Raw genomic sequence first — 24,814 nt, forward strand, 5'->3', positions numbered from 1 at the left:
GTCGGTCGGACGGCACCATGGCTCCCCTACCCGCCGGCGCGAGCGTGCTCGCCGCCACATTGACCATTGGTGGCGGCGGATCGGTGGGGCCGGAGGGACCGATCGCCGAGCTGGGCGCAAGTACGGCCAGCGTCTTCGGGCGGCGCCTGGGGCTGCCGCGGCGCTCCGTGCGCCTACTGGCGGCCGCGGGCACGGCCGCCGGGATCGCCGCCGCCTTCAACGCCCCACTGGCCGGGGCATTCTTCGCCCTGGAGGTGGTGCTCATGGACTTCACCGTGGACGCCTTCGCCTTCGTGGTGCTGGCCTGTGTGGCCGCCACGGTGCTGGCGCACCACCTGCTGGGGACCACCCTGTCAGTGTCGCTGCCGGCGCTTGACCTGCACGGCGACACTCAGCTGCTATGGGTGGCGCTGCTGGGCCTGGTCGGCGGCGTGGTCGGGGTGATCTTCTCCCGCTGTCGCTACCTGGCGGCGGACCTGTTGGGGGCCGTCGGAGACTGGCTGCACCTGCCCGCATGGGTCCGGCCCGCGGTGGGCGGACTACTGGTGGGGGCGCTGCTGCTGGCGGTGCCGGAGGTGTACGGCGAGTCGGCCGCGGTGCTGGATCGTGCCCTGGGCGGCCAGTACACGACGGCAGCACTGCTGGGACTCACGGCCGCGAAGATCCTGGCGACCTCGGTGACCCTGGGGGTCGGTATGCCCGGTGGCGTGTTCGCGCCGTCGTTGTGCATCGGGGCCACCCTGGGGGCGGCCTGGGGCAGCGCGCTGGCGCCGAATCGGCCCGAGGCTGCGGCCGTGTTCGGAGTGATCGGCATGGGGGCGGTCTTCGCGGGCTCGGCGCGCGCCCCCATCACCGGCACCGTGCTGATCATCGAGATGACCGGCCAGTACCACCTGCTGCTGCCGCTGATGCTGGCGGTGGCGCTGTCCACCACCATGAGCCGGTTCCTGACCCGCACCACGATCTACACCGAGGAGCTCCGCCGCCGCGGCGATGACATNCACCAACAGAATGCGCAGGGAAAACAGACATCAGGGTGCCTTTCGGTGGGGCGGGTGCGGACGGCGGCAGTAAATCACAAATCAGAATCGGTCGCGCTACACCCAGGGGCAAGCACGGAGACGAGAGCGATCCTCGGCGACCTCTCGGCGGGATCGATCAGACCGCTCAGACCGGCACTAATGACGTGCCGAAACCAATGAAACGGTTCGCGGCTCGCCGATGCCTGCCGGCACCCGGCGCCTTACCGCCGGTCGCCGTCGACCTGGCGCAGCACGCCGTCGCCGCGCCGCGGCACCAGGCGGACCTCCTGGGCACGCGCGGCCGCCTCGCTCCAACGCCAGCCACTGAAGGCCACCGCCTCCGCCAGGGATCGCGACCATGCCACCGGCTCCTCGCCGCGCTCCCGCCCCACCGCCATGTAGTGGCGCAGCAGGCCCGCGCTGGCCAGGGCGTCGTCGAGCGCCGTGTGATGGCGCCCGATCTCCACACCCGCGGTCTCACAGCAGGTGACCAGCCGCCGCGACGGCGTGGCCATGAAGTGCCGTGCCATCTCCATGGTGCACACGCGCGGCACCCGCGCACCGCGCTCCAACCGGTCCAAACCGCCCAGCGCCTGAGTGAGGAAGCCGACGTCGAAGCGCGCGTTGTGGGCGACCACCGCCCGTCCCGCCAGGTCGCGCACCAGCAGGTCGGCGACGTCGGCCAGGGCGGGCGCCCCAATCAGGTCCTCGGCCACAAGACCGTGAATGTACGTCGGGCCCACATCGACACCGGCGCCCGGGTTCACCAGCGTTGACCAAGTGCGCTCCACGGCGCCGTCGGGGCCCGCCAGTACCAGCCCGATCTCAATGATCGAATCCGCCGCCGGGGACAGGCCCGTGGTCTCCAGGTCGACGACGGCGTAGCCCACCCGCGAAACGTCCACGGTCTCCGGCGCGCCCGCGGCGGGGCGGGGCTGGAGAGTCTGGCGCAGTGGACGACGCGTGCGGTGATAGAAGGGCATCGCACCCCATGGTAGGCGTTCGCCGCAGGCCGGCCCCACCCTTGGTTCTCTCCCAACACTCACGGCTGGGACCCGGCCGACCGGGCTAAAGTCGAGTCATGACGACCACGCCTGCCAACGAGTCCACCGGCGCCGCTGCCGCCGCACCAACCGACGCCCTGACCACCCCGGCGACGACGCCCATCACCAACGCCACCATCGCCGCCCAGCTGGCCCACCGCACCATCCGCGCCTACACCTCCGAGCCGGTGGCCGAGGACGTCGTGGAAACCCTGCTCGACGTCGCCCGCCACGCCGCCAGCTCCTCCTTCCAGCAGCAGGTCACCGTCATCCGGGTCAAGGACCCCGCCGTGCGCGAGCAGCTCCATCTCGCCTCCGGCCAGCCCTACGTGGGCGGCGACCGCGGGGAACTGTTCGTGTTCGTCGTCGACCTGCACCGCAACGCCGTCATCCGCGAGCGCGCCGGCGCCTCCCTGGAGCCGCTCGAGCGCACCGCCCTGTTCCTCCAGGGCGTGGAGGACGCCGTCATCGCCGCCCAGAACATGGTCGTGGCCGCAGAGTCCCTGGGCCTGGGAACCGTTTACCTCGGCTCCATCATTGGCGACGTCCGTCGCGTCATCTCCGCCCTGGGCCTGCCCGAACGCACCTACCCGCTGCTCGGCCTGCTCGTGGGGCACGCTGCCCAGGAGCCCCAGTACAAGCCGCGCCTGCCCCGCGAGATCGTCACCGCCGTTGACGCCTACCCCGACCCCGACGCCCACGCCGACGCCCTGGCCGCCTACGACGCCGAGGTCCAGCAGTACTACGACCTGCGCGACACCAACAACCGGGTGGACTCCTTCACCACGCAGATCGCCCGGGCGCTGGGCGGCGGCCCCGCCTCACAGGCGCCCGTCCTGGACGTCCTGCACGAGCAGCGCCTCTGCCTGCACTGAGGCGAGGCGCGATGCCGCCCCCCTTGGGAGCCGACCGGCCGGGTCGAGCCGGCAGCGCCGTGCCCGCCCCGGTCGGGCCGGAGGCCCTCCCCGCTGGGTTTGGCGCCGTGCCCGCCCCGGTCGGGCCAGAGGCCCTCCCCGCTGGGTTTGGCGCCGTGCCCGCCCCGGTCGGGCCAGAGGCCCTCCCCGCCGTACAGCGATTCGACTTTCCCATCGCGCTCATCGCCGGCGAGCTCCTCACGGACGCGGACGCCAACCCTCCCTCCGCCCCCGGCGGGCGACCCCGCTTCCGCACCCTCGCCCGGGTGGGCGACGGCAACGCGGTCTTTCCACTCGCCTCCCTGACCAAGCCGATCGTCGCCTGGAGCGCTCTGATCGCCGCCGACCGCCACCTGCTGGACCTCGACGCCCCCGCCGCGCCCGAGCTCCCCGGCGCCACCGTCCGCGATCTGCTCGCCCACGCCTCCGGTATCGCCTTCGACTCCGATGCCGTGCTGGCGCCACCGCGACAACGGCGCATCTACTCCAACCGCGGCTTCGAGATCCTCGGTCGGCACCTGGAGGAGGCCACCGCCACCCCGCTCGAGGCGTGGGTGGAGGAGGCCGTCCTCGAGCCCCTCGGCATGGCGAGTGTCCGCATCCCCGGCTCGCCCGCTTACTCGGGGACGGGTAGTGCCGCCGACTTGGCCGCCTTCGCCCGCGAGCTCGCGGCCCCCACGCTCGTCTCGCCCGCACTGGCCGAAGCCGCACGCCGCCCCGTCCACCCCGGGCTGCCGGGCGTCCTGCCCGGATATGGACGCCAAAACCCCAACGACTTCGGCCTGGGGGTGGAGATTCGCGGCGCCAAACAGCCGCACTGGACCGCCCCCACAAGCAGCCCCGAGACCTTCGGCCACTTCGGCCAGTCCGGGTCCTTCATCTGGATAGACCCGGTCGCCCGCCGCCAGGCGGTGTTCCTGGGGGAGCGGCCCTTCGGCGCCGTGCATCGGGAGAACTGGCCCGCGCTCGGCGCCCAGATTCTCGCCCTGTGACCCTGGCGGCCGCAGTGGGCACACTCGTCGGGCGCCGTCTTCCCGCTCAGTCGAGGTCGACGACGACGGGCACGTGATCGCTGGGGCCCTTGCCCTTGCGCTCGTCCCGGTCGATGGCGGCGTCCCGCACGCGCGTCGCGAAGGCCGCCGAGCCGTACACGAAGTCGATGCGCATGCCCTCGTTGCGCGGGAACCGCAGCTGCTGGTAGTCCCAGTAGGTGTAGTTGGTGACGCGCTCGCGGGTGACCTCCCGCAGGCCGGCCGCCTCCAGTGCCGCCAGGGCCGCCCGCTCCGGCGCGGACACGTGCGTGGTGCCCTCGAAGACGCTGATGTCCCACACGTCCTCGTCGCGCGGCGCCACATTCCAGTCACCCACCAGCGCCAGCGACTGGCCCGGATCCGCCGCCAGCCAGCCGGCCACGGCGTCACGCAGCGCCGCCAGCCAGGCCAACTTGTACTGGTAGTGCGGGTGGGTCAGCTCCCGCCCGTTGGGCACGTACAGGCTCCACAACCGCACCGGGTCGCCGTTCCCGCCCCCGACGGTGGCGCCCAGCGCCCGCGCCTCCACCACCGGCTCGGCCCCTGCCTTCGCGGCCCAGCCCGGCTGCCCGGGGAAGGCGGTGACGACGTCCGTCAGCCCCACCCGGGAGGCGATGGCGACGCCATTCCACTGGTTCAACCCGTGCACGGCCAGTTCGTAGCCGGCCGCCTCGAAGGGTGCGCGCGGGAACTGGTCGGGGCGGCACTTGGTCTCCTGCATGGCCAGCACGTCCACGTCCCGGCGCTGCAGGAAGTCGACGACCCGGTCGACGCGGGTGCGGGCGGAGTTCACATTCCAGGTGGCCAGGCGCATGCGTGCAGGCTACCGCGACCACTTGCCGACGACGACGGTGCCGGGCGATTAGGCTCGCCGCATGGGAACCGCACTCATCACCGGCGCCACCAGCGGCATCGGCCTGGAGCTGGCCTGGCAGCTCGCCGAGGCCCACCACGACCTCGTCCTCGTCGCCCGCACGCGGACGCGGCTGGACCAGGTCGCCAAGCACATCAGCCAGGTGGCGGGCGTGGGCGTGCAGGTGATCGCCGCGGACCTGTCCGTTGCCGCCGACGTCGCCCGCGTCGCCGAGCGCCTGTGTGTCGAGGCGCCCGCAGCCGGCCCCTCGGCGGGCCCGGCGCGCTCTGATGCCCCCCACACCGCCGCGCAGGTGGCCGCCCGCCCCATCGACCTGCTCGTCAACGATGCCGGCTTCGCCGTCGGCCAGCCCTTCACCAGTGGCGACATCGCCCAGGAGCGGCGCGCGCTGAACGTCATGGTCGGCGCCGTCATGGAGCTGACCCATGCGGTCCTGCCGGGGATGATCGCCCGCGGGCACGGCGCCGTCCTGAACGTCTCCTCCGTGACCGCGCTGACCGCCATGGGCACCTATGCGGCGCACAAGGCCTGGGTGCGCACCTTCACCGAGGGGCTGGCCAGCGAGCTGCGCGGCACCGGGGTGACGGCCACCGTCGTCAACCCCGGGCTGACCCGCTCGGAGTTCCACGACCGCGCCGGCATGGAGGCCGCCTGGCCGCAGATCGCCTGGTTGCGGGCCGACGACGTCGCCCGGGCCGCGCTCGCGGCGGTGCGCCGCGGCCAGGTCATCTGCACCCCATCGCTGCGCTACCTCGGCGTCAACGCCCTGCTGCGCCTGGCGCCCCGCGGGGTGGTGCGGCGCGTCGCCGGGCATGCCAGCGTGCGCACGCGGTACTGACCGCGGTACTTGCAGGGCATAGGTCCTGACTTTTCCTGACACCCTGTGATATCCTGCATAAGGTCAGGAAGCCCTGTGTAGGTCCGTGTTCCCAACGGACGGGGCGTGACATTCCCGGAGCATGAGGGGGTGCCGCGTGGTACGTCTCGTTAGGGCGCTATGGCGCGGCTACACGCGCTTGTTCAGCGGCTGGACGCGAATCGCGCTGGCGGCGCTGCTCGGCGTGGTCCTGGGGGTCGGCGGCTTCACCGTGTACTACTCGGGCGTAACCGGCTACCTCGGTGACGATCCGGCCACCTGCGCCAACTGCCACGCGATGGATGAGCAGTACGAGGCCTGGCAGCGGGGCAGCCACCATGACGTGGCGACCTGCAACTCCTGCCACGCCCCGCACGACAACATCGTCTACAAGTACATCAACAAGGCGGACAACGGCTTCTGGCACTCCCTGAAGTTCACCTTCCAGAACTACCCGGAGAACATCCAGATCCGCGAGCACAACCGCGAGATCACCGAGGCTGCCTGCCTCTACTGCCATGGCGACTTCGTCGACCAGGCCACCAACAGTTCCACCCACAAGGACGAGACGGTGTCGTGCATCCGCTGCCACGACGGCGTCGGGCACATGAGGTGACGCGACATGAGTACCGAGAGGGAAGATGCTGCTATGGAGGACCCCCAGGTGGATGCTCCGGAACCCGACGACGCCGGGGCGGCGAGTGAGGCCAAGAAGCAGTCCCGGCCCGGCCGCTCCCGCAAACTGGTGCCGGCCCTGGTGCTGGTGACCGTGGCCGTGGCCGCGGCCGCCGTGACCTGGCTGCTGACCACGATCTTCGAGCACAAGCAGGAGTCGGCGGCCTCCTTCACCGAGGTGGTGGAGCTGACCGACACCTCCTACGACCCGGCCGTATGGGGGCAGAACTTCCCCATCCAGTACGAGCAGTACCTCAAGACCATCGAGGACACCGACGGCGACTTCATCCCCGCAACCCCCACCGCCGATGATCCGCGCGAGTACCACACGCTGTCCCGGATCGAGTCCGAGACCCGCGCGCAGCGGATGTGGCGCGGATACGCCTTCGCGGTGGACTACACCGAGCCGCGCGGACACGAGTGGGCGCTGGCGGACCAGCGCTACACCGAGCGCACCGGCGAGCGCTTCAACCAGCCCGGCACCTGCCTGAACTGCCACGCCTCCATGCCCGAGGTCTATGACGAGCTGGGCGACGGCGACCGTGAGGCCGGCTTCCACGCCATGAACGCCATGAGCTACGACGAGGCCTATGAGCACGCCTCCTCCTCGATCGCCTGCATCGACTGCCACGACCCGCAGACGATGGAGCTGACCATCACCCGGCCCGCCTTCATCGACGGCATCCGCAAGGCCAAGGCCGCGGAGGGCGTGGAGGACTACGACGTCAACCGGGACGCCACCAACCAGGAGATGCGCACCTACGTGTGCGCCCAGTGCCACGTCGAGTACTACTTCGCCGGAGACTCCAAGACGCTGACCTTCCCGTGGGACAACGGTCTGACCGTCTACGACGCCATGGACTACTACGACGAGGTCGGCTGGACCGACTTCACCCACGAGGAGTCCGGCGCCGAGCTGCTCAAGGCACAGCACCCCGACTTCGAGACCTGGTCGCAGGGCATCCACGCCGCCAACGGAGTCACCTGCGCCGACTGCCACATGGCCTACAGCCGCGTAGGCGCGAACAAGGTCTCCAACCACCAGATCATGAGCCCGATGGCCAGCGACGAGACCATCAACGCCTCCTGCCTGACCTGCCACCACTCCACCGCGGACGAGATGCGCGAGCGGGTGGACGGCATCCAGACCCGCTGGCAGGAGTCGCTGAACGTCTCCTTCACTGCCCTGGATGCGCTGATCACCGACATCGCCGCGGCCGATGCGGACGGCAGCGCGTCGGCGGAGGAACTGGCCACCGCCCGCGACTACCAGCGCAAGGCGCAGTTCGTGATCGACTACTCCTTCTCCGAGAACGGCCGCGGCTTCCACGCCCCGGCGTACTCGATCTCCATCCTCAACCAGTCGACCGACTGGGCCCGCTCCGGGCAGTTGGCGCTGCGCGGCGTCGAGGTCGAGAACGGGATCGGCCCGGCCATCCCCGAGCAGCACATGCCGGACAGCGGCAACTGACGGGGCGCGGGAACGGTATGACCCAGGCGCAGGACAGCGCGGAGCAGCAAGCAGCAGGCACCGCCGACCAGCCGGATCGGGAGGCACTGGCGGCCTTCCTGGCCACCGCCCCGGAGGAGCTGAAGGGCTGGGCGGCCGCCCAGCTGGACGCGCTTCCGCCCACCGCCGAGGCAACGGGCGAGGCGGCCGGGAAGGCGGACGCGCCCGACGGCGGCACCGCCCCCTCCGGGCCGGACGCGCAGGGCGACTCCGACTCCGACGTCGAGGCGGCGGCCGACGTCGAGGACCTGCTGGTCGACGACGACGATGCCGCCCCGCGGCCGCGGCGGAGTGCCTCGGCGGGGCGCGAGCGCACCCCCTCGGCGATTGAGCGCCGCACCGGCGTCTCCCGCCTGAACCTGGCGCTGGTGGCGCTGCTGGCCGCCGCCGTGGTCATCATCGTGCAGCAGGCGGGCCGGGGCGACGCCGCGAGCACGGCCCTGCCCGAAGGCCACCCGTCGGTCGCCGCCACGGCCGCGGCGAGCGCCGTCGCCGCCATGGATGAGGCCGAGCCGGTGGACGCCGAACGGGAGGCGGAGCTCCAGGCGCAGGCCGAGGCTGACCCCGAGGACATCGAGTCCCGCCAGGAGCTGGGCGTCATGTACCTGAAGGCGGCCCTCTACCAGGACTCCATCACCTGGCTGCAGCAGATCCTCGACCTCGACCCGGACAACCTCGACGCCCTGCTGACCATCGGCGTGGCCGAGTACCAGTCCAACCAGTACGAGGAGGCCGAGACGCACTGGCTGCGCGCCTCCGAGATCGATCCGGAGGTGGCCGAGCCCTGGTACAACCTCGGCTTCCTGTACATGGCCCGCACCCCGCCCGACGCCGAGCGGGCCAACCAGTGCTGGGAGAAGGTGCTCCAGCTCGCCCCCGACTCGGAGATGGCCGCCAACGTCCGCGGCCACGTGACCACCATGGGATCGGCCACCGCGACGCCGAGCGCGGGGTGAGCGGATGGAGCTGACCCTTCCGGTCGCCCTGCTGGCCGGCCTCGTGTCCTTCGCCTCGCCCTGCTTCCTGCCGATCGTGCCCGCCTTCGTGGGGCAGCTGGTGGGCACGGACGCGGGCCCGGTGCGCCGCCGCACCGCCCTGGCCAACTCGGTGAGCTTCGTAATCGGCTTCTCCGTGGTGTTCATCGCCCTGTGGGCCTCGCTGGGGCTCCTCGGGCGCTCGCTGGGCCCCCACGTGGTCTACGCGCGCATGGCCGGCGGCGCGGTGCTGGTGCTCATGGGGCTGCATGTGGCGGGCATCCTGACACTGCGGCCCTTCGACACGTTGGTGCGGGCGTCGGGTCCCGCCGACGCCGCCGGGTCGCCGCTGCGCGCCGCCCTGATGGGAGTCGCCTTCGGGGCGGGCTGGACCCCGTGCATCGGCCCGATCCTCGGCGGGATCCTCGCCCTGGCGACGGCGAGCCCGACGGCGTGGTCCGGCGTCGTCCTCATGGCCGCCTACTGCCTGGGCCTGGGGATTCCGATCGTCGCCGTCGCCGTGGGCTCGGCCCAGGCCACACGGAGGTTCGACTGGTTCCGCCGCCACCACGTGGGGGTCTCGCTCGTGAGCGGGGGCATCCTCGTGGTCATTGGGCTGCTTATGATCGCCGGACTGCTGGGAAGACTGTCCGCCCTGATCCCCGCCCCGGGGCTGTGAGGAGGTACCTGAAGGTGAGACAGACCGACACGCGGCCGACCGGGCCGGCGCAGTCGCCCGCCGCGAAGCAGGCGGGCACCACCGGTGAGCCCGGCGGGGCCGGAGCCGTGGACGGCCTGGACGATCAGGCCGCGCCGTCCCCGGGTCAGCTGGCCGGGCAGGTGTACGCCTTCCTCTACAACAAGACCGTCGGCCTGGTGCTGATCCTGTTGGCCGGCCTGCTGGGCCTGCTGGGTGCGATCCTCCCGCAGATGCCCGCCTCCGCCAGGGTGGATGCCCAGGCCACCGAGCAGTGGCTGGAACAGGTGCGGCCGGTGTTCGGCGGCTGGACCGGCATCCTGCGCGCGCTGGGCGCCTTCAACATGTTCACCTCGGTGCCCTTCCTGGTCGTGATGGGGCTGCTGGCCGCCTCGATCCTCGCCTGCACGGCGCACCGGCTGCCGGTGATCTGGCGGGCCGCCCGTCACCCCCGCACCCGGGTGACCGCACGTTTCTTCGACCGGGCCCGGCTGCGTTCCCGCTTCACCGCGCCGGTGAGTGCCGAGGACGCCTTCGAGATCGTTTGTGCCGACGCCCGCCGACACCACCTGCGCGTGATCGTCGACGAGCGGGGACCCGGTCGCAACGCCTACTTGGACCGCAACCACTGGGCGCCCTTCGGCACGGTCTTCGCCCACGTCGCCTTCGTGGTGGTCATGGCCGGATTCGTGGTCTCCTCCCTGACCGGTTTCCGCGACCAGCAGTTCGCCCTGACCGTCGGCCACCCCAAGGACGTCGGCCATGGCACCGCGCTGACCGTGCAGGCCAACAGCTTCCAGGACACCTACTACGAGGACGGCTCTCCCAAGGATTACGTCACCGACCTGACCCTGCTGGACGCCGGCCGCCAGGTCGCCTCCCAGCAGGTGCGGGTAAACACCCCGCTGAGCTACCACGGCGTCATGTTCCACCAGTCCTACTTCGGGGTCTCCGCCGTCATGCGGGTGGTCGACGCCTCCGGGGCGGAGGTCCTCCACGACGGCGTCGCCCTGGAATGGACCACGTCGGACAAGATCTTCAACTACGGCCACACCACCCTGCCCGACGGCACCGTCATGTACGTGGTGGAGGCGGCCTCCGGGCAGGTCGGCACCGGTATCGAGCCCGGCCAGGTGCGCGTCGAGCTGTACCAGGGCGACGCCACCACGCCCAGCGCGCAGGCCGTCCTGGACCAGGGCACGCCCGGTGCGGTGGGCGACTACACCCTCACCTTCGAGCGGGAGCAGCAGTTCACTGGGCTGATCGTGCGCCGTGACCCCGGCGCCCCGATCGTGTGGGTCGGTTTCGGCCTGCTGGCGATCGGCACCTGCATGACCATGTTCTTCCGGCACCGGCGCATCTGGGTGCGGGTCACCGAGAGCGACGGCGGTGCCCTGGTGCAACTGGCCTCCCCGGACCGCCGCGACTTCGGGTTCAGCGCATTCTTCACCGACATGGCCGTCCGCCTGAGCGGACAAATGACGCGGCACGCGGAAAGGACCGACGCCGATGCTTGAGTACTCCCAGGCCCTACTGCTGATCACCACCGCCCTGGTGGTGGTCTCCACCATCGCCTACCTGGGCGCCTTCTTCGCCGCCCGCATGTCGCGGGCCGCGGCCGCCGCGCCGGCCGGGGGGACGGGCGTCACCGTCGTCGTCGACACCGGCGACGGCGAGCGCACCGTGGAGGTGACCGGCGGGGTCCAGCGGGCCACGATCAAGCGCTTCACCGTCACCTGGTGGGCCGCCAAGTCCACCCAGCTGGCCCTGCTGCTGCTGACGGGCTCGCTGATCGCCCGGACCATCGCCACCGGGCACGCCCCCTTCTCCAACCACTACGAGTTCGCCATCTGCTTCGCCTGGGGCATGATGCTGGCGCAGGTGGTGTTCGAGTGGCGCTACCGGGTGCGCACCGTGTCGATCATCGTGCTGCCGGTGATCCTGGCGATGCTCATCTACGCCTCCACCCTGTCCTACCAGCCCAGCCCGCTGATGCCGGCGCTGCAGAACTCCCCGCTGCTGACGCTGCACGTGTTCACCGCCTCCCTGGGCTACGGGGCCGCGGTGGTCTCCTTCGCCGCCGCGGTCATGTACCTGCTGGCCCCGCACGTGCGTTGGCGGGGCTGGCCCCGGCAGGAGGTGCTCGACGACCTGGCCTACCGGGCCACCGTGGTCACCTTCCCCATGCTGACCCTCATGCTGATCCTGGGGGCGCTGTGGGGGAACGTCGCCTGGGGCCGCTACTGGGGCTGGGACCCCAAGGAGACGGCGGCGCTGGTCACCTGGCTGATCTACGGCGCCTACCTGCATGCGCGCGTGACCCGCGGCTGGCGGGGCAACCGCGCCGCCTGGCTGCTGATCCTGGGATTCGCCGCCGTCCTGTTCACCTACCTGGGCAACCTGTTCTTCGGAGGACTGCACTCCTATGCGTGACGATTCGAGTGACAAGCTGCCGGAGGAGACCTCCGCCGACGTGAGCGACCGGCCCGACCCCGAGCCCGAGACCCGGGCCGATGACCCCGACGAGCCCGACTGGCGCACCGGCATCCGCGGCTCCCGCTTCGGGCAGGTGGCCGTGATGATCGTCGCGGCCTTCGCCATCGCCATCGCCGCCTGGTGGGCCGTGGGGCCCGACGACGTCGGCCCGGCCCAGGCCGAGACCGCGGTGGTCACCGAGGTGGACGTGGCGGGGGCGGACAGCGCCCCGGTGGTGGGGCAGAGGGCTCCGGCCTTCACCGCCACCGACCTCGACTCCCAGGAGGTGGTGTTGGATCCGGACGCCATGGAGGGACGGCCGGTGTGGCTGATGTTCGTGGCCACCTGGTGCACGGGCTGCCGCACCGAGATGCCCGACGTGCAGGCGGCCGCCGCCGACTACGGGGACGACGTGGAGGTGATCGCGGTCTACGTGGGGGAGGACGCCGCCGCGGTGAGCGCCTACTCCGAGCGCGTGGGCAATGACTTCACGCAGGTGCCCGACCGCAGCCAGGCGATCTCCGCCGCCTACGGGATCATGGGCGTGCCCTCGCACTTCTTCATCGGCGCCGACGGCGTCGTGGAGCAGGTACAGGTCGGCCTGCTCACCCCCGAGCAGATGGACGAGTCGCTGCGCGCCCTCACCGGCGCCTGACCCTCCTTCTCTCACCGAGGTCGGTTGATCTTACGTGCCGAGGTCGGTTGTGGTGGGCCGATCCGGGGTGTAGGCCGCAGTGGAATGTCCAGATTCGGCACGAACGGTGCCGGCCGTGTCAGCGGCCGCGAACAAAACGTTGAAATCATGCGGATGCCGCATCAGACTGCATCCGCATCGACGCCGTTAATGCCGAATGTGGACATTTCCGGCCTCTGCCCGTCAGTGTGCAGTGCGCAGCCGCGAGTCCTCCACCACCGTCGGCACCCCACCATCCGCACACCCATGCCCTCCCCGTCGTCACCCCTCGAACGCCAAGAGCCGGTTTGAGGCTGTGGTGGTGGCCGGGGTGCTGCGAGGGGAGCGGTAGTACGCGTGCGCAGGGGTGTCGGGTCGGCTCGCCACGCCGGAGTTGACTGTTTGGGTCTCCCAGCTCGCTGGTGAAGGACATCTGCAACGCTACTTCGAGGTTAACAACGCCGGTTAACGGTCTGTTGAAGGCTTGTGGGGCATACAGCAGAACGTAAACTGGCGTCGTTAACGCCCAACCGGCGTTGTAGAAGTTCTAGCCGCCCTTGCCCACCGGACTGAATCGTTCAGCAGCCGCCGTCGGGTTAGCCTTGGCGGCGTGAGTACCGATGTGATCGCCAACGACTCCCACCGCGCCCGCCTGGCCGAACTCATCCGTGACCTCGCCGTCGTGCGCGGGAAGGTCACTCTTGCCTCCGGGCTGGAGTCCGACTTCTACGTGGACATGCGCCGCGCCACCCTGCACCACGAGGCCGCCCCCCTCATCGGCCACGTCATGCTGGACATGCTGGAGGAGGCCGGCCTGAGCACCGAGGACGTCGACGCCGTCGGCGGGCTCACCATGGGCGCCGACCCGGTGGCCACCGCCATGCTGCACGCCGCCGCCTCCCGCGGGCTGGACCTGGACGCCTTCGTGGTGCGCAAGGCCGCCAAGGACCACGGCATGAAGCGCCGCGTGGAGGGCCCCGACGTCGCCGGCCGCAACGTCGTCGTCCTGGAGGACACCTCCACCACCGGCGGCTCCCCGCTGGAGGCCGTCGCCGCGCTGCGCGAGGCCGGCGCCAACGTGCTCGCCGTCGCCGTGATCGTCGACCGCGCCACCGGGGCGCGCGAGCGGATCGAGGCCGCCGGCCTGCCCTACTATGCCGCCCTCGGACTGGCGGACCTGGGACTTGACTGACGCCGCCGACCGCCCCGCTGCGGCCGATTCCTCCGACACCGCCGGTGCGGACGCGCCGACGGCGCGCGTGCGCGAGGTCGGGGTCGGCCCCTGGCCCGGGGGCCCGGATGCGTGGCCCGACGACCCCCGCTACGACCGGGCGCTGCTGGCCGACGGCGACCGCCGCAACGTCGTCGACTGCTACCGCTACTGGACCATTGAGGCGATCCGCGCCGACCTGGCCGGTCGCGCTCACCCGCTGCACGTGGCCGTGGAGAACCTCTCGCAGGATCTGAACATCGGGTCGATCGTGCGCACCGCCAACGCCTTCAACGTGGCCGCCGTGCACATCATCGGGCGCCACCGCTGGAACAAGCGCGGCGCCATGGTCACCAACCGCTACCTGGACGTGCGCCATCACCCCGAGCCGGACGCGCTGCTGGAGTGGGCCGCCGACGCCGGCTACGAGGTGATCGGGATCGACAACGGGCCGCGGGCGGAGCCGCTGGAGAAGGCCGTGCTGCCGGAGCGCTGCCTGATGGTGTTCGGCAGCGAGGGGGAGGGCATCAGCCCGGCGCTGCTGGCGCGCTGCTCACGGGTGCTGCGGATCGGCCAGTACGGCTCCACCCGCTCCATCAACGTGGCCGCCGCGGCCGCCGTCGCCATGCACGCCTGGGTGCTGCAGCACGCCGGGCCCGCCCCCGACTGAGTCGGGAACGGGCCCGGGGAGACGACGGGACGGGCCCAGTCGTTTGACGCGATCACGACGCGCCGCCGGGCGAGTGCCGGGGCGCTGCTGGGTTTAGGCCTTGTCGGCCTCGATGACCGGGTGTTCGGCCGGGGCGTGGGTGACCTCGATCTTGCGCGGCTTGGCCTCCTCGGCCACCGGGATCGTCAGGGTCAGCACGCCGTCGGTGTACTGGGCGGAGATGCGGTCCAGTGCCAGCCCGTGGCCCAGCGTCAGCTGGCGGGCGAAGGTGCCGCTCGGGCGCTCGTGGGCGAGCCACTGCACGTCCTTGGCATCGGTGGCCGGGCGCTCGGCGCGCACGGTCAGGGTGCGGTCCTCGACGTCCACGTCGATCGTCGCGGGATCCACGCCGGGCAGGTCAATGCGGGCCACGAAGGACTCGCCCTCCCGGTACAGGTCCAGGGGCATGCCCACGGACGCGGGGGTGCGGACCATGCCGCCGGTGAGCCAGCGGTCCAGGTCGCGGAACGGGTCAAAGGATGTTGTTGCCATGTCAACCACCTCCAGTGGTTACGGCCTCGGAGGATCCGAGAGTCGAGCGGCGGCGTCCTTGCGCGCCGACCGCCTGTGGCTCAATTGTGGACCCCCTCCCGCCGGAGTGATCCGGGTCATCGCCAACGGTGAAACCCGCCGGTTGCGGGACTGCGCGACCAAACAGGACCATGATCCGGTTCACGCGCGGGTGAATCCGTGACAGAATCAGCGGTGCACCACTGACTATTCACTTTCATCAGGAGGCACCCAGTGGCCATTGCAACCCCGGAGTCCTATGCCGACATGCTTGACCGCGCCAAGGCCGGCAAGTACGCCATCCCCGCGATCAACGTCACTTCCTCGCAGACCCTGTCTGCGGCGCTCAAGGGTTTCGCCGACGCCGAGTCCGACGGAATCGTCCAGATCTCCAACGGCGGCGCCGCCTACTGGTCCGGCTCCTCCCGTCTAGACCGGGTGAAGGGCTCCATCGCCTTCGCGGCCTACGCCCGCGCCGTCGGTGACCTGTACCCGGGCGTCATCGGCCTGCACACCGACCACTGCCCCAAGAAGATGCTCGAGCCCTGGATCCTCCCGCTGCTCGAGATCGAGGCGGAGCAGGTCAAGCGCGGCGAGCTGCCGATGTTCAACTCCCACATGTGGGACGGCTCGGCCGAGTCCCTGGACGACAACATCGAGATCGCCGTGGACATGCTGGCCCGCACCAAGGCCGCCAACACCGTCCTCGAGATCGAGATCGGCGCCGTCGGCGGCGAGGAGGACGGCATCACCGGTGCCGAGAACGCGAACCTGTACACCACCGCGGATGACGCCTTCCGCGCCATCGAGGCCCTCGGCCTGGGTGAGAACGGCCGCTACATCACCGCCCTCACCTTCGGCAACGTGCACGGCTCCTACAAGCCCGGCCACGTCAAGCTGCGCCCCGAGATCCTCGGCGACATCCAGAAGGACGTCGCGGCCCGCCTGGGCGACCGCCTGTCCACCAAGGTCGGTGTGAAGGACTCTCCGTTCGACCTGGTCATGCACGGCGGCTCCGGCTCCACCGACGAGGAGATCGCCACCGCGGTGCGCAACGGCGTCATCAAGATGAACGTGGACACCGACACCCAGTACGCCTTCACCCGCCCGGTCGCCGACCACATGTTCAAGAACTACGACGGCGTCCTCAAGATCGACGGCGAGGTCGGCAACAAGAAGACCTACGACCCGCGCGCCTGGGGCAAGGCCGCCGAGGAGGGCATGGCCGCCCGCGTGGTCGAGGCCTGCGAGCGCCTCGGCTCCGTCGGCTCCGCCAAGCGCTGATCGGCCCGACGACGGCGCGCCCGGCGCGGCGTCGTCGTCCCGGCTCCGGCGTTTCCCGGGGTGCCCGCACGCGGGTGCGGCAGCCTCGGTGCCGTTAAACATGATCTGCGGCCCCGGCACCACATGGTGCCGGGGCCGCGGGCGTGCGCGGGCGAGTGTGTATACTCGCCGAACCGTCTCAACGAATCGGAGAAAACGGTGGCAACGCTCGCGGATGTGGCCCAACGAGTGGGCGTCAGTCAGGCGACCGTATCCCGCGCCATCAACGGCAAACCGGGCGTATCGGACAAGACCCGCCAGGCCATTGTGGAGGTCATGCGGGAACTGGGCATGGTGGGCGACTCCCTGCAGCGGGGTGTTCCCCGGCAGGTGGCCCTGGTGGTGCCCGACCTGTCCAACCCGATCTTTCCCGCCTTCGTGACGGCGATCAGCACCTACCTCGCTCGCAACAACATGCTGCCGGTGCTGTGCACCTACACGCTCACCGGCGCCTCGGAGAGCTCACTGCTGGAGATGGTGCTCAAGCAGCAGCCGACCGGCGTGATCTTCCTGGCCGGTCGCTACGACACCGAGTTCGCCGACCACAGCGACTACGCAATGCTGCGGGAGCGCCGGTTGCCGACCGTCTTCATCAACGCCGCTGCCCCCGAGTTGCGCGGGCAGTGTGTCATGACCGACGACGCCGCCGGCACCCGCATGGCGATGCGTCACCTCGCCAGCCAGGGGCACACGCGCATCGGCATGCTCCTGGGCGACCCGCACCACTACCCGAGCCTGATCAAGCATCAGGCGGCATTGAGCTTCGCACAGGAGGCGGGCCTGGAACTCCCGGAGGAGGCCACCGCGTGGACCACCTACGGCTTCGAGTCCGGGCGCGACGCGGCGCTTCGCCTCGGCGAGCAGGGCATCACCGCGCTGCTGTGCGCCAGCGACCAGCTGGCACTCGGTGCCATCCGTGCCCTGAAGTCCCTAGGGCTGTCGGTCCCCGACGACGTCTCGGTGATCGGCTACGACGACTCCCCCTGGCTGCCCTATACCTCCCCGGCGCTGACCACGGTGCGTCAGTCAGTCGACGCGATGAGCCGGGCTGCGGTCGCGGCGCTGCTGCGCTGCACCGAGGATCCGGCTCTGCTGGATGTACGTCGGGACCTCCTGTTCGAACCCGAGTTGGTGGTGCGCGAGTCGACCGGCATCTGCCCGACGTGGCGGTCCGGCAGCAACTGATTTCGTTGTGTGAGGCGTCACGCAATCAGAACGCAAGAGCTTGCGTGACCAGTGGGAGCCGGGGTTGCCGTGCCGCTGTTGGCTGATGTCGCGGCTTCGGTGCAGGTGCGCGATGGGCGGCGCGCTCCTGGGGTGGCCGCCGCCGGGTAGCTGCGCCTGCGCGAACGGGATGACTTCGGCGTTTCATGGTGCTGCTGCCATATCGACCGACCTCGGTGCGTAACTTCCACCGACCTCGGCACGTAACTTCCGCCGACCTCGGCGTGTGGGGGCGGGGGCACAAGCGGCTTCGCAAGTCGGTGCGCAAGTGTTGCGCAAAACTTGTGCTGACTATAACCTTCTGTCCGACCGAACCGGGGCTCGCGCAGGAGACGGGCCCAACGGGTAGCACTCGGCTCGATGAGGAGTTTGGAATGATGAAGACGTCTCGACGGGGCTTCCTGGCGCTGGGCACCGTGGCCACCGCCGCCGCCGGCTTGGCCGCCTGCTCGGGTGGCGGCAGCAGCACCACCGCCGACGGCAAGCCGATCGTGAAGGTGCAGGTGGTCAAGGACTCCCGCACCGCCAAGATGTCCGAGCTCGCCTGGACCAAGGACCTGGAGGAGGCGGCGGGCTGCTCGATCCAGTGGTTGGAGACGCCGTCGGCCTCCTGGGATCAGCAGAAGAAGGCCTCGCTCGCCGCGGGCGACGTCGCCGACATCACCATCGGCGGCTTCGGCTCCGGCGACATGGCGGACTTCGGCAGCCTGTTCATGGACCTCAAGCCCGAGCTCGGCTCCCTGCCCAACGTGCAGGCCATGTTCGACGCCGAGCCCTACGCCCAGGTGGTCTCTACCACCACCGACGGCAAGATCCTGGGCACCCCCTCCGTGGCGGGCTCCATCACCGCCCGCTCCTCCAACCACATGTTCATCAACAAGCAGTGGCTGGACAACCTGGGCCTCGAGGTCCCCACCACCTGGGACGAGCTGGAGACCGTGCTGGAGGCCTTCAAGGACGGCGACCCCACGGGCACCGGTGCGGACGTCATCCCGCTGGACTTCAACGCCCCCGGCACGGACGGATTCGGCCTGTTCAACCCCAACGTGCTGCTGTCCTCCCGCGGCATCACCGTCTCCTCCGGCGCCCTGGGCATGTACGCACAGGACGGCGTGGTCAAGAACTACCTCACCGATCCCGCCTACAAGGAGCTGATCGTCTTCCTACGGCGCCTGTGGGAGAAGGGGCTGATCTCCGAGGAGGCCTTCACCCACGACTGGTCCGCCTACACGTCCACCGCCAAGGGCGACGGGGACGTCGCCAAGGTCGGCGTGACCTGGATGTGGACGCCGTCGGACATCTTCGGCTCCACCCTGGGGCCCCAGTACGTCACCATCCCGGCCCTGCAGGCCGAGGCCGGTCAGAGCGAGAAGACCGTGTGGACCTACAACGGCGACGACCTCGCCTACCTGGCGAACCGGGCCGTGGTCTCCGCCAACCCCACCAACAAGGAGGCCACGCTCGCCGTCGTCGACGCCTTCTACAGCGCCGACATGACCGTCCAGATGCGCTACGGCGCCTTCGACACCTGCGTGACGCGCAACGGCGACAACGACTACACCGTCCTGGAGCCGGCCGACTCCACCAAGAACGCCTCCGACTGGCAGTTCACCAACTCCCTGGCCGACGGCGCCCCCGGCTGGATCCGCCCCGACATGGTGCTGAACCTGCCCCCCGAGCACACCGAGTACCGCGAGGTCGACGCCGTCTACGACGACGATTACGCCAACATCGACCTCAACGAGGACGTGCTGTACGCCAACATGCCCACCACTCCGGAGCAGTCGCGCACGCTGTCGAAGAACGCCACCGGCATCAACCAGAACGCCATGAGCAAGTTCGCGCAGTGGATCACCCAGGGCGGCGTCGAGGACGAGTGGGACGACTACGTCGCCAGCCTCGAGGCCAACAACCTCGCCGAGTCGATTGCCGTCCAGCAGGAGATCTACGACTCCTACAAGGCCCAGATGGACGAGCTGGGCGTGGACCTGAACTCGCTGAGCCAGTAACGGTCTCGGCTCCGACACACCTGAAGGCGGGCGGCCGGGCGGTGGGGAGACCCCGCCACCCGGGCGGACCCACCGGCTGAGCCGCCGACCGCGCGGCAGACCCGGCCGTCCGCCTCCCTGAAGAAGGAGAAACCCATGCAACAGCAACGCCCCGCTCCCGCGCGCGCAGTGCTCAAGGCCTGCGCCCTCGCCCTGGCCTGCGCCATGGCCCTCACCGGCTGCATGAAGCCGCACCCGCACGCCGGCGGCCGGCCGACCCCCGCCGCGTCCGCCACCCCCGCCGACTCCGGATCCATCATCACGCCCGCCGACGGCGCCTCCGCCGCCCCCGTCGACGCCCGCACCGAGGCGGTGCGCACCTGGAGCCACGCCAACGGCGTGAAGAACGCCGAGGGCGTCGTCGCCGCCGACGAGGTGCGCCAGTCGCCGTACTACACGGTGCGGGTCGCCCCCGCCAGCAACCCACAGGACGCCCAGGAGTCCTTCACCTACCTGTCCATCCCGCGCAACGGGGAGGGCAAGCGCGGCTACACCGGCCCCGACGGCGCCGAGTTCGCCGCCGACGCCGGGGCCAGCATGTCCTGGTCCACCTTCGAGTACGCCGCCGACGTCGTCGTCGACGTCACCCTGAACACCGGGGCGACCATCGCCTCCGCCGACGAGGTGACCATCCGCCCCACCTCCCTGAACCTGGACAAGACGCTGGTGGACGACCACACCGTCCGCGTCACGGTGCCCGCCTCCGCCGAGGGGCTGCGCTTCTCGGTGGACTTCGACCCCGAGCTCATGACCGTGTACGCCGACTCCTCCGGCCTGACCACGCAGGCGGACGGCAACGCGGTGATCGAGACCGAGCCGCGCAACTCCCTGGTCGTCTTCGCCCAGCCGCCCGCCCCCGCCGACACGGTCCCCACCGCGGCCGACGGCACCATCGAGTACGTCGAACCGGGCGAGATCAAGGACCTGGACTCCACCACGGCGGAGATCCTCTACTTCGGGCCCGGCACCTACTGGATGGGCGCGAGCTACCGGGCCATGCTGCCCGAGAACGTCCGCTGGGTGTACCTGGCGCCGGGCGCCTTCGTCAAGGGCGCCTTCCGCTTCACCGACCCCACCGACGCCGACGGCGGCCAGACCGACTACCGGGTCACCGGCTACGGGGTCCTGTCCGGCGAGCAGTACCCCTACGAGTCGGATACCGCCAACAACTACCTGCACAAGGAAGCGGACAACTGCCACGCCACCTGCGTGAAGATGCTGCAGTTCGGCTCCTCCGACGCCGAGCAGCGGCTCCGACTGCAGGGCGTGACCGTCAAGGAGCCGCCGTACCACTCCTTCGTGGTCTACGGCAACGAGGACGCCTTCCACATGGACGTGTCCAACTACCAGCAGGTGGGCGGCTGGTACTGGCAGACCGACGGCATCGAGCTGTACTCCGGCTCCACCATGCGCAACACCTTCTTCCACGCCAACGACGACGTCCTCAAGCTCTACCACTCGCAGGTGTCGGTCCGTGACACCGTGGTGTGGAAGAACGAGAACGGGCCGGTGATCCAGTGGGGCTGGTCGCCGTTGAACATCGACGGCGTGGAGGTGGACTCCACCGAGATCATCCACAACCGCATGTACTCCGGCAGCGTCGGCAACAACACCTGCGTCTTCAACTCCTCCTCCCACTGGAAGGCGCCGAGCGCAACCAACACCGCCGACCCCACCAAGACGGTGCGCAACCTGCGGTTCACCAACACCACGGTTGAAGGCAGCGTCAACTGCGCCATGCGCATCTACGCCCTGTCCAACACCGAGAACGTCGAGATCGACGGCTTCCACATCGACGCCTGGGGCGGGCAGGACCCCTACCTGCAGCAGAGCGTGCTCAAGCTGCTGACCAACGCCGACGGCGAAAAGGTCACCCTAGGCAACGAGGTCACGGACCACAACGGCCTGTACCTGCACAACTACACGGTCGGCGACGAGGCGATCATCAAGGCCGGCGACAACTGGGCCAGCTACGAGACCGGCAGGCTCAACTTCGACGCCGAGGCCTGGGACGGCTGGAACGCCGAGGCCGACGGCCAGCCCCAGGGGCCGGCTCCGGCACTGACCGTAAGCGGCCTGCAGGACGGCGCCACCCTCGCCTCCCGGCAGGTGCAGCTGACCGGAACCACCGACGCCGCCCGCGTCGTCGTCACCGTCAACGGCCAGTCGCAGGACGTTCCCGTGGCGGGAGACGCCTTCGACGCCACGGTAGAACTGACCGGGATCACCAACACGGTGCGCGTGGCCGCCTACTCCGACGCCGGAGTGGCGAGTGTCGAGCGCTACGTGGTGCAGGCCTTCGGTGACGCCGTCGGCTCCCTGACGGATCCGCAGGGCGATGACGACGGGCCCGGCAGCTACACCTACCCGACCGACTCCGCCTTCGCGCCCGGGGGCTTCGACCTGACCGGCATGGGCGTCTACCGCGACGGCGACACGGTGCGCTTCGTGACCAGTGTCGCCAGCGAGGTCACCAACCCGTGGAGCGCCAACGGCATGAGCATCCAGCGGCTGAACCTCTACCTGCGCGCGGCCGGCGCCGCCGACGGGGCCGATACGGAGGATGCGGAAGTCACGCCGCTGCTGCCGGGGACCAACACCTTCGCCGCGGGCGCCTGGGACTTCGCGATCGTCGGCGACGGGCGCAACGAGGGCGCCGCCTACGGCCCCGGCGTGTACGACGCCGACGGCAACCGGGTGGGCCAGGTGGCGCTGACGGTGGTCGGCAACCGCATCGTCCTCAGCGTCGACGCGAGTGTGCTGGGCGATCTGGACCTGGCCGAGGCGGGCTACCAGGTGTCCATGTACTCCTCCTCGGAGGACGGGGAGGCGGTCGGCAACGTCCGGCCCGTCTACTCGCCCGAGTGCTTCTCAGGGCAGACCTGCGAGGACTGGGTCGCCCAGTACCGCTTCGGCGGTGGCAAGGGCGAGCTCACGGGCCAGTCCCCCTACGACACCGACCTGACGGACTCCAACGCGATCGACATGATCACCGGCCAGGCCGACCAGGCAGAGGTGATGGACCTGAGCCGGGCGCGGATCGTCGCCCCCTACGTGACGCTGGTCGCGCCCAGGGCGGGATGACGGGTGGTGCGGGCGGGTAGTTCCTCCGCCCCCGCCCGCACCACCTCCTCTGCGGCCGGCGCCGACAGGGCGGGCCGCAGCCGCCCACCCCGGCGGCTACGCACACGCATAGACAGCACAGAAAGAACAGACAGACTTTAATGACCACGATCCAACGCGCACCGCTTCCGCAGGGCCACTCCAACGGCGCCGAACCCCACCCCTGGTGGGCCAACGCCGTCGTCTACCAGGTGTACCCGCGCTCCTTCCAGGACTCCAACGGCGACGGCTACGGCGACCTGCCCGGCCTGATCTCCCGCCTGGACTACCTGGCCGAGCTCGGCGTCGACGTGATCTGGCTCAGCCCCGTGTACGTCTCCCCGCAGGAGGACAACGGCTACGACATCGCCGACTACCAGGACATCGACCCGATGTTCGGCACGCTGGCGGACATGGACGCGCTGATCGCCGCCGCCCACGCGCGGGGCATCAAGATCGTCATGGACCTGGTGGCCAACCACACCTCCGACGAGCACGCCTGGTTCCAGGCCTCGCGCGCCGGCGACGCCGACTACGCGGACTTCTACTGGTGGCAGCCGGCCCGTGAGGGGAAGGTGCCGGGAACGCCCGGCGCCGAGCCCAACGATTGGGGCTCCCTGTTCGGCGGACCCGCCTGGACCTGGGATCCCCAGCGCCAGGCCTACTACCTGCACCTGTTCTCTCCCAAACAGCCGGACCTGAACTGGGAGAACCCGCGCGTACGCGAGGCCATCTACAAGATGATGAACTGGTGGATGGACCGGGGCGTGGACGGCTTCCGCATGGACGTGATCACCCTGATCTCCAAGCGGCTCGACGACGCCGGCCGCCTGCCCGGCACCCCCGGCTCCACCATCGAGGCCCTGCCCGCCGGTGACGACGGGTACTCCTCCGCCATCCCCTTCAGCGCCGACGGGCCGCGGCTGGAGGAGTTCCTGGCCCAGATGCGCCGGGAGGTGTTCGCCGGTCGGGACGGCTTCCTCACCATCGGCGAGGCCATCGGCGTCGACTCCGCGCGCGCCGGACAGATCACCGACCCCGCCCGCGGGGAGCTGGACATGCTGTTCCTGTTCGATCACACCGGCATCGACCAGGGCGGACCCGCCGGCAAGTTCAGCCTGGTCCCCTGGAAGGTCTCCGACCTGCGCGGCGTGTTCGAGCGCTACGAGCGCGACACCGCCGAGCGCGGCTGGCCCAGCCTGTACTTCTGCAACCACGACCAGCCGCGCGTGGTCTCCCGCTGGGGCGACGACTCCACCCCGCAGCTGCGCGCCCGCTCCGCCAAGGCCCTGGCGCTGCTGCTGCACCTGCACCGCGGCACCCCCTTCATCTACCAGGGGGAGGAGCTGGGCATGACCAACGCCGGCTACACCAGCCTGGTGCAGTACCGCGACGTGGAGTCCGTCAACCTCTACGGCCAGCTGGTGCGCGATGCCGGGGTGGTCAGCCATGAGGAGATGATGCGCGGCCTGGCGGCCATGAGCCGGGACAACGCCCGCACCCCCATGCAGTGGGACGACTCGCCCTTCGCCGGGTTCACCTCCCCGGGCGGTGTCGCCCCCTGGATCGACGTCAACGACAACCATGTGGAGCTCAACGCCCGGGCGCAGGTCGACGACCCCGACTCGGTGTTCTCCTTCTACCGGCGCCTGATCGAGCTGCGGCACACCGAACCGGTGGTGGCGTTGGGGGACTGGCGGGTGGTGGACCCCGACACCGAGGTCTACGCCTTCACCCGGCGCCTGGGGCGGGCGGGGCTGCTCGTCGTCGTGAACCTCTCCGGCCAGCGCGTGCAGCTGCCCGCCGCCAGCGCGGCCCTGATCGACCGGCCCGACCCGGAGCGGGTCCTGATCGCCAACGACGCCCCGGACGACGTCGTCGCCGCCCTGCGAGCGGGACGGCTCGAGCCCTGGTCCGCGCTCGCCTACCGGATCTGACAGGAGG

21 protein-coding genes are annotated in these 24,814 nt (G+C 70.3%); 18 read left to right on the forward strand and 3 right to left on the reverse strand.

The window, feature by feature from the left end:
* The coding region (locus BN1056_RS12635) for a chloride channel protein (RefSeq protein ID WP_210581979.1) at positions 1-1,000 on the forward strand (1,000 nt) is incomplete at both ends.
* Positions 1,001-1,243: 243 nt separating this feature from the next.
* On the opposite strand, the gene BN1056_RS12640 is transcribed toward BN1056_RS12635, so the two are convergent.
* Entirely contained in the window at positions 1,244-2,005 is a 762-nt protein-coding gene (locus BN1056_RS12640) for a 3'-5' exonuclease (RefSeq protein ID WP_210581728.1), read from the reverse strand.
* Positions 2,006-2,187: 182 nt separating this feature from the next.
* Between BN1056_RS12640 and BN1056_RS12645 the strand changes: the two genes are divergently transcribed.
* Positions 2,188-2,940: an NADPH-dependent oxidoreductase gene (locus BN1056_RS12645; RefSeq protein ID WP_244671722.1), complete on the forward strand. Its 753-nt coding sequence runs from the start codon at positions 2,188-2,190 to the stop codon at positions 2,938-2,940.
* 155 nt (positions 2,941-3,095) lie between these two features.
* On the forward strand, positions 3,096-3,971 hold the full coding sequence (locus BN1056_RS12650) for a serine hydrolase domain-containing protein (protein ID WP_244671706.1): 876 nt from the start codon (positions 3,096-3,098) through the stop codon (positions 3,969-3,971).
* Between the two features lie 46 nt (positions 3,972-4,017).
* Here the strand turns inward: BN1056_RS12650 and BN1056_RS12655 are convergent, their stop codons facing one another.
* Positions 4,018-4,824 carry an exodeoxyribonuclease III gene (locus BN1056_RS12655; RefSeq protein WP_210581734.1) on the reverse strand — a complete coding sequence of 269 codons (807 nt, stop codon included), beginning with the start codon at positions 4,822-4,824 and terminating at the stop codon, positions 4,018-4,020.
* A gap of 61 nt (positions 4,825-4,885) precedes the next feature.
* Between BN1056_RS12655 and BN1056_RS12660 the strand changes: the two genes are divergently transcribed.
* The 10 genes from BN1056_RS12660 (at position 4,886) to BN1056_RS12705 (ending at position 14,624) form a co-directional block, all read left to right on the forward strand.
* Positions 4,886-5,722, forward strand: coding sequence for an SDR family NAD(P)-dependent oxidoreductase (locus BN1056_RS12660; RefSeq protein ID WP_210581736.1), 837 nt, complete (start codon positions 4,886-4,888; stop codon positions 5,720-5,722).
* Positions 5,723-5,858: 136 nt separating this feature from the next.
* Positions 5,859-6,356 carry a cytochrome c nitrite reductase small subunit gene (gene nrfH / locus BN1056_RS12665; RefSeq protein ID WP_244671707.1) on the forward strand — a complete coding sequence of 166 codons (498 nt, stop codon included), beginning with the start codon at positions 5,859-5,861 and terminating at the stop codon, positions 6,354-6,356.
* Positions 6,357-6,362: 6 nt separating this feature from the next.
* Positions 6,363-7,886: an ammonia-forming cytochrome c nitrite reductase subunit c552 gene (locus tag BN1056_RS12670; protein WP_244671708.1), complete on the forward strand. Its 1,524-nt coding sequence runs from the start codon at positions 6,363-6,365 to the stop codon at positions 7,884-7,886.
* 17 nt (positions 7,887-7,903) lie between these two features.
* Positions 7,904-8,881, forward strand: coding sequence for a tetratricopeptide repeat protein (locus BN1056_RS12675; protein ID WP_210581740.1), 978 nt, complete (start codon positions 7,904-7,906; stop codon positions 8,879-8,881).
* Between the two features lie 4 nt (positions 8,882-8,885).
* Complete coding sequence (locus tag BN1056_RS12680; protein ID WP_210581743.1) at positions 8,886-9,578, forward strand: cytochrome c biogenesis CcdA family protein; 693 nt, start codon at positions 8,886-8,888, stop codon at positions 9,576-9,578.
* Positions 9,579-9,592: 14 nt separating this feature from the next.
* Positions 9,593-11,113 (forward strand): cytochrome c biogenesis ResB family protein, encoded by a 1,521-nt coding sequence (locus tag BN1056_RS12685; protein WP_210581745.1) that lies wholly within the window; start codon positions 9,593-9,595, stop codon positions 11,111-11,113.
* Positions 11,106-12,029, forward strand: coding sequence for a c-type cytochrome biogenesis protein CcsB (ccsB, locus tag BN1056_RS12690; protein ID WP_210581747.1), 924 nt, complete (start codon positions 11,106-11,108; stop codon positions 12,027-12,029). The genes BN1056_RS12685 and ccsB overlap by 8 nt, the downstream gene beginning before the upstream one ends.
* Positions 12,022-12,726, forward strand: coding sequence for a TlpA family protein disulfide reductase (locus BN1056_RS12695; RefSeq protein ID WP_210581749.1), 705 nt, complete (start codon positions 12,022-12,024; stop codon positions 12,724-12,726). Before ccsB ends, BN1056_RS12695 begins: the two co-directional genes overlap by 8 nt.
* A 640-nt stretch (positions 12,727-13,366) precedes the next feature.
* On the forward strand, positions 13,367-13,936 hold the full coding sequence (gene pyrE, locus BN1056_RS12700) for an orotate phosphoribosyltransferase (protein WP_170866503.1): 570 nt from the start codon (positions 13,367-13,369) through the stop codon (positions 13,934-13,936).
* A complete protein-coding gene (locus BN1056_RS12705; protein ID WP_210581751.1) occupies positions 13,899-14,624 on the forward strand; it encodes a TrmH family RNA methyltransferase in 726 nt (241 codons plus the stop codon). Before pyrE ends, BN1056_RS12705 begins: the two co-directional genes overlap by 38 nt.
* Before the next feature lie 93 nt (positions 14,625-14,717).
* Here the strand turns inward: BN1056_RS12705 and BN1056_RS12710 are convergent, their stop codons facing one another.
* Positions 14,718-15,155, reverse strand: a complete 438-nt coding sequence (locus tag BN1056_RS12710; protein WP_210581753.1) for an Hsp20/alpha crystallin family protein — start codon at positions 15,153-15,155, stop codon at positions 14,718-14,720.
* A gap of 252 nt (positions 15,156-15,407) precedes the next feature.
* On the opposite strand from BN1056_RS12710, the gene fbaA reads away from it, so the two are divergent.
* The 5 genes from fbaA to BN1056_RS12735 all read left to right on the forward strand — a co-directional run bounded on the left by fbaA (position 15,408) and on the right by BN1056_RS12735 (position 24,807).
* Entirely contained in the window at positions 15,408-16,457 is a 1,050-nt protein-coding gene (gene fbaA, locus BN1056_RS12715; protein WP_073331285.1) for a class II fructose-bisphosphate aldolase, read from the forward strand.
* 198 nt (positions 16,458-16,655) lie between these two features.
* On the forward strand, positions 16,656-17,681 hold the full coding sequence (locus tag BN1056_RS12720) for a LacI family DNA-binding transcriptional regulator (protein WP_210581756.1): 1,026 nt from the start codon (positions 16,656-16,658) through the stop codon (positions 17,679-17,681).
* 413 nt (positions 17,682-18,094) lie between these two features.
* Positions 18,095-19,729, forward strand: coding sequence for a type 2 periplasmic-binding domain-containing protein (locus BN1056_RS12725; RefSeq protein WP_244671709.1), 1,635 nt, complete (start codon positions 18,095-18,097; stop codon positions 19,727-19,729).
* A gap of 135 nt (positions 19,730-19,864) precedes the next feature.
* Positions 19,865-22,852, forward strand: coding sequence for a glucodextranase DOMON-like domain-containing protein (locus BN1056_RS12730; RefSeq protein WP_210581758.1), 2,988 nt, complete (start codon positions 19,865-19,867; stop codon positions 22,850-22,852).
* 140 nt (positions 22,853-22,992) lie between these two features.
* Positions 22,993-24,807, forward strand: a complete 1,815-nt coding sequence (locus BN1056_RS12735; RefSeq protein WP_210581760.1) for an alpha-glucosidase — start codon at positions 22,993-22,995, stop codon at positions 24,805-24,807.
* Positions 24,808-24,814 lie beyond the last annotated feature (7 nt).

The organism is Actinomyces succiniciruminis (assembly GCF_900002405.1).
Classification (GTDB): domain Bacteria; phylum Actinomycetota; class Actinomycetes; order Actinomycetales; family Actinomycetaceae; genus Actinomyces; species Actinomyces succiniciruminis.

Excerpts from the sequence above, each read along its gene's own strand:
- BN1056_RS12640 (WP_210581728.1), bottom strand. The coding sequence starts at position 2,005 with ATGCCCTTCTATCACCGCACGCGTCGTCCACTGCGCCAGACTCTCCAG.
- BN1056_RS12655 (WP_210581734.1), bottom strand. The coding sequence starts at position 4,824 with ATGCGCCTGGCCACCTGGAATGTGAACTCCGCCCGCACCCGCGTCGAC.
- BN1056_RS12660 (WP_210581736.1), top strand. The coding sequence starts at position 4,886 with ATGGGAACCGCACTCATCACCGGCGCCACCAGCGGCATCGGCCTGGAG.
- BN1056_RS12670 (WP_244671708.1), top strand. The coding sequence starts at position 6,363 with ATGAGTACCGAGAGGGAAGATGCTGCTATGGAGGACCCCCAGGTGGAT.
- BN1056_RS12675 (WP_210581740.1), top strand. The coding sequence starts at position 7,904 with ATGACCCAGGCGCAGGACAGCGCGGAGCAGCAAGCAGCAGGCACCGCC.
- BN1056_RS12680 (WP_210581743.1), top strand. The coding sequence starts at position 8,886 with ATGGAGCTGACCCTTCCGGTCGCCCTGCTGGCCGGCCTCGTGTCCTTC.
- ccsB (WP_210581747.1), top strand. The coding sequence starts at position 11,106 with ATGCTTGAGTACTCCCAGGCCCTACTGCTGATCACCACCGCCCTGGTG.
- BN1056_RS12695 (WP_210581749.1), top strand. The coding sequence starts at position 12,022 with ATGCGTGACGATTCGAGTGACAAGCTGCCGGAGGAGACCTCCGCCGAC.
- BN1056_RS12705 (WP_210581751.1), top strand. The coding sequence starts at position 13,899 with ATGCCGCCCTCGGACTGGCGGACCTGGGACTTGACTGACGCCGCCGAC.
- BN1056_RS12710 (WP_210581753.1), bottom strand. The coding sequence starts at position 15,155 with ATGGCAACAACATCCTTTGACCCGTTCCGCGACCTGGACCGCTGGCTC.
- BN1056_RS12725 (WP_244671709.1), top strand. The coding sequence starts at position 18,095 with ATGATGAAGACGTCTCGACGGGGCTTCCTGGCGCTGGGCACCGTGGCC.
- BN1056_RS12730 (WP_210581758.1), top strand. The coding sequence starts at position 19,865 with ATGCAACAGCAACGCCCCGCTCCCGCGCGCGCAGTGCTCAAGGCCTGC.
- BN1056_RS12735 (WP_210581760.1), top strand. The coding sequence starts at position 22,993 with ATGACCACGATCCAACGCGCACCGCTTCCGCAGGGCCACTCCAACGGC.